Raw genomic sequence first — 3044 nt, forward strand, 5'->3', positions numbered from 1 at the left:
ACACCATGCGTGCCCACACCTATCGATGTCCAGCCTACCCGAACACTGCAATGGTATGATGATCAGATCGTCATATCGTCTGACAAAGGCCTTCCGCACGAAGGCAGGCAACCGCTGACTCGGAGGAGTGTTGGTTGCGCCGTCGAGTCTCTGGGCGCCTTCCGGTTGCCGCTGGCATGCACCGGTCTGCGCCGTCCTGGGTGCCCGCGCTTATCGTCATACCGTATAACGAACGGACGTGTATATCGGTATATCGTCCCATCATATGACCGCTTGTGCCACCAGGGTTGGAATCCGCAGACTGGGCCAAGCGCTGGTTCGGTTACCGTGCCTTAGGGGGGGCGGGCTCAAAATTGAAGTGCAACACCCACACATATCCTGTTGGGAGGGGGTTAGCACATGGAAACTGGATACAAACAGTTGACGGCCGATGACCGCAACACGATTCAGCGAGGCCTGAACGAGGGGCTGAGTTGTCGGCAGATTGCCCAGCGCCTGGGCCGTTGTCCGAGTACGGTGACGCGGGAGATTGCCCGGAGCCAGACGACGGCGACCTACGACGCGGTGAGCGCGGGTCGTGGCACGCATCGCCGCCGACGCCGCGGACGCCGTAAGCTCGTGGCTGATTCGCCGCTGTTGCAGGCGGTCATCAAGGACCTCAAGGCGGGGTGGTCCCCGGAGCAGATCGCGGGCAGACTCAAGCACATGCATCCTGACGAACCGAACCTGCGGGTGTCGCATGAGACCATCTATCGCTACATCTACGCACAACCGCGCGGTGAACTGCGCAAGACCTTGATCGCCGCCTTGCGCCAGGCCCACAAGACCCGCCTGCCGCGCACCCGTGGGCAGGATCGGCGCGGGCGGCTGCGCGACATGGTGTCGATCCATGAGCGACCCGCGGAGGCGCTGGGCCGGGAAGTCGTGGGGCACTGGGAGGGTGACCTCATCAAGGGCGCCGGCAACGCCAGTGCGGTCGGGACCCTGGTCGAACGCAAGAGTCGCTATGTCCTGCTGGCCAAACTGGATGGCGCTGGTGCCGAGGCGGTGCTCGACGGCTTCACCCGTCGCATGCGCACCTTGCCGCCCGCCGTGCGCAGGACCCTGACCTATGACCAAGGAAAGGAAATGGCCCGCCATCAGGAACTGGCGCAACGGTTGAATATCCGCGTGTACTTCGCTGATTCTCATAGCCCCTGGCAACGTCCCAGCAACGAGAACACTAATGGTCTACTCCGCCAATACCTGCCCAAAGGGACCGACCTCTCCGGCATGTCCCAGCGGTACCTGACCCAGATCGCCACGGCGCTCAATACGCGCCCCAGAAAATGCCTCGATTTTCTCACGCCCGAGGAAGTTATGTCACAAGAAATCAAGCTCTTGAACACTGCCGTTGCACTTCAAAGTTGAAACCGCCGGGTACCTCACGGCTCCCGCTGGGCCAGCCACGATCTCCGACGCCCTGCGTGCCCTCACCTATCGAGGTATAGCCACCAATAACCATATGCTTGTATGACGATCCTATCGTCATATCGTCTGACCAAAGACCTTGCCTCGAAGGACTGGAGCCGATGACTCGGAGGAGCTCTGGTCGCGGGTCTTGTGGTGCCTGCTGGCAATCGCTGTAACCGTCACGAAGTCACCCTCATCGCAGCCATGTGCCCCTTCAATGACCGGATATCGCTATACCGTCATACCATAATATGATGTGTCCAACATATCGTAGCATCGTTTTACTAGCCATCGAGCGACGAGAGCAGGGAGTCGCTGCTCCGGTGGAGCGTCGATCCGGGGCGTCTTGGGGCTTGGCCCAGCCGGTCGGCCCGCCACTGCAAAGTGGGCGCCATTCCGTTGCCGCGTACCCGTCAGTGCAGTTGAACCGTGCGTCCGCGATCCGGTCGCTGTCGGCACATGCGGTGAACGGCCGGCCCTGTGCCGATAACCGTGGACTTAAGTCGTGATGGAGATCAAGCACAAGTATCTCGAAAACGTGTGTCACATGACACGCAGAACTATACAAGCAGTTGTGTTCTGGAGGAAGCGGCTGGGCAGTGTCCAGCGAGCGGAATCTGAAGGTGGCGAGTTCAAAATTGAAGTGCCACACCCACGCATACTATGCGGGATAAGTGGTCTTTCCCCTGGCTGACGTTCCTTCCGCCGCACTCAACAACAAGCTAAGCCGGGGCAGCCTACCATCGCGCGAGCTTCCGTCCGGTTGGAGCCTTAGCAGCGATCTGCGAAACGTCAATATATCTTACACTTTGATCGCTTTCAGGTATAAACTAGATCGTATGCAAATCGGCGCTTTCTTGCCAAAGCAACCGACCAACGCCAGCGATAGGCCGCGATTCGCTCACGTAACGGTCAAACTTGTCGATGTCCCCGCAACGCCAGCAAGATCGCCACATACCCTTCTTTGGTCAATGGTTCTGGCGGGGTCAGCGACCGCAACGCGCCCCACTCGACGGATCTAATACTCAAGATGTCGCACAGGGCGGCATCGCCGGCGAGCGTCGCGAGTCCCACGGGCGTCTTGCTGTCGGCGAGGAGATGTTCCGTGCCGGTTTCCATGGTCGCCAGTGTGGCATCGTTCTCGCCGCCGAGTAACCAGTGGACGCTAACACCCAAGGCCTGCGCCAGCGCTTTGACCATTTCGATGGATGGGGCGCGCTTGCCGCGCTCCATGCTGGAAATGTGGCTTTGTGGCGTGTCGCACAAGCGGCCAAGTTCGGTTTGGTTCAAGCCAGCATTACGCCGTGCGGCCACGAGCCGGTCGCCAAGTAGGACGGGATTTTTAGTTTCAGGGTTCATGCCTTAATCATGGACCAAACCCGCCCTCCATACATAGCTGAAAGAGCTTTTTTTCACGAGCATTAAAACATCTGAAAGCGGTTATTCTCTAAAAGACGACCTAGTACCTCGTGAACCGGCCCTGAACCCCTCTCGGTGTGTCGTCCAAAGAAGACGCTGGGGAAAAGTGTCAACGCTCTGTGGTGATCATCTACCTATCCGCCCCAACGCCCACGACGTGCGCCGCCCTGGAC

At 59.4% G+C, this 3044-nt stretch carries 2 protein-coding genes; one reads left to right on the forward strand and one right to left on the reverse strand.

What is annotated here, in order from left to right; all coding sequences use genetic code 11:
* Positions 1-399: 399 nt before the first annotated feature.
* A complete protein-coding gene (locus tag QZY44_RS29555; protein ID WP_295456227.1) occupies positions 400-1410 on the forward strand; it encodes an IS30 family transposase in 1011 nt (336 codons plus the stop codon).
* A gap of 954 nt (positions 1411-2364) precedes the next feature.
* Here the strand turns inward: QZY44_RS29555 and QZY44_RS29560 are convergent.
* Positions 2365-2811, reverse strand: coding sequence for a helix-turn-helix transcriptional regulator (locus tag QZY44_RS29560; protein ID WP_295456228.1), 447 nt, complete (start codon positions 2809-2811; stop codon positions 2365-2367).
* Between the last annotated feature and the right edge of the window lie 233 nt (positions 2812-3044).

It is taken from the genome of uncultured Thiodictyon sp. (assembly GCA_903837595.1).
Classification (GTDB): Bacteria; Pseudomonadota; Gammaproteobacteria; order Chromatiales; family Chromatiaceae; genus Thiodictyon.

What these genes read in the sequence shown, in the direction of transcription:
- QZY44_RS29560 (WP_295456228.1), bottom strand. Translation starts at nt 2,811, where the DNA reads ATGAACCCTGAAACTAAAAATCCCGTCCTACTTGGCGACCGGCTCGTG.
- QZY44_RS29555 (WP_295456227.1), top strand. Translation starts at nt 400, where the DNA reads ATGGAAACTGGATACAAACAGTTGACGGCCGATGACCGCAACACGATT.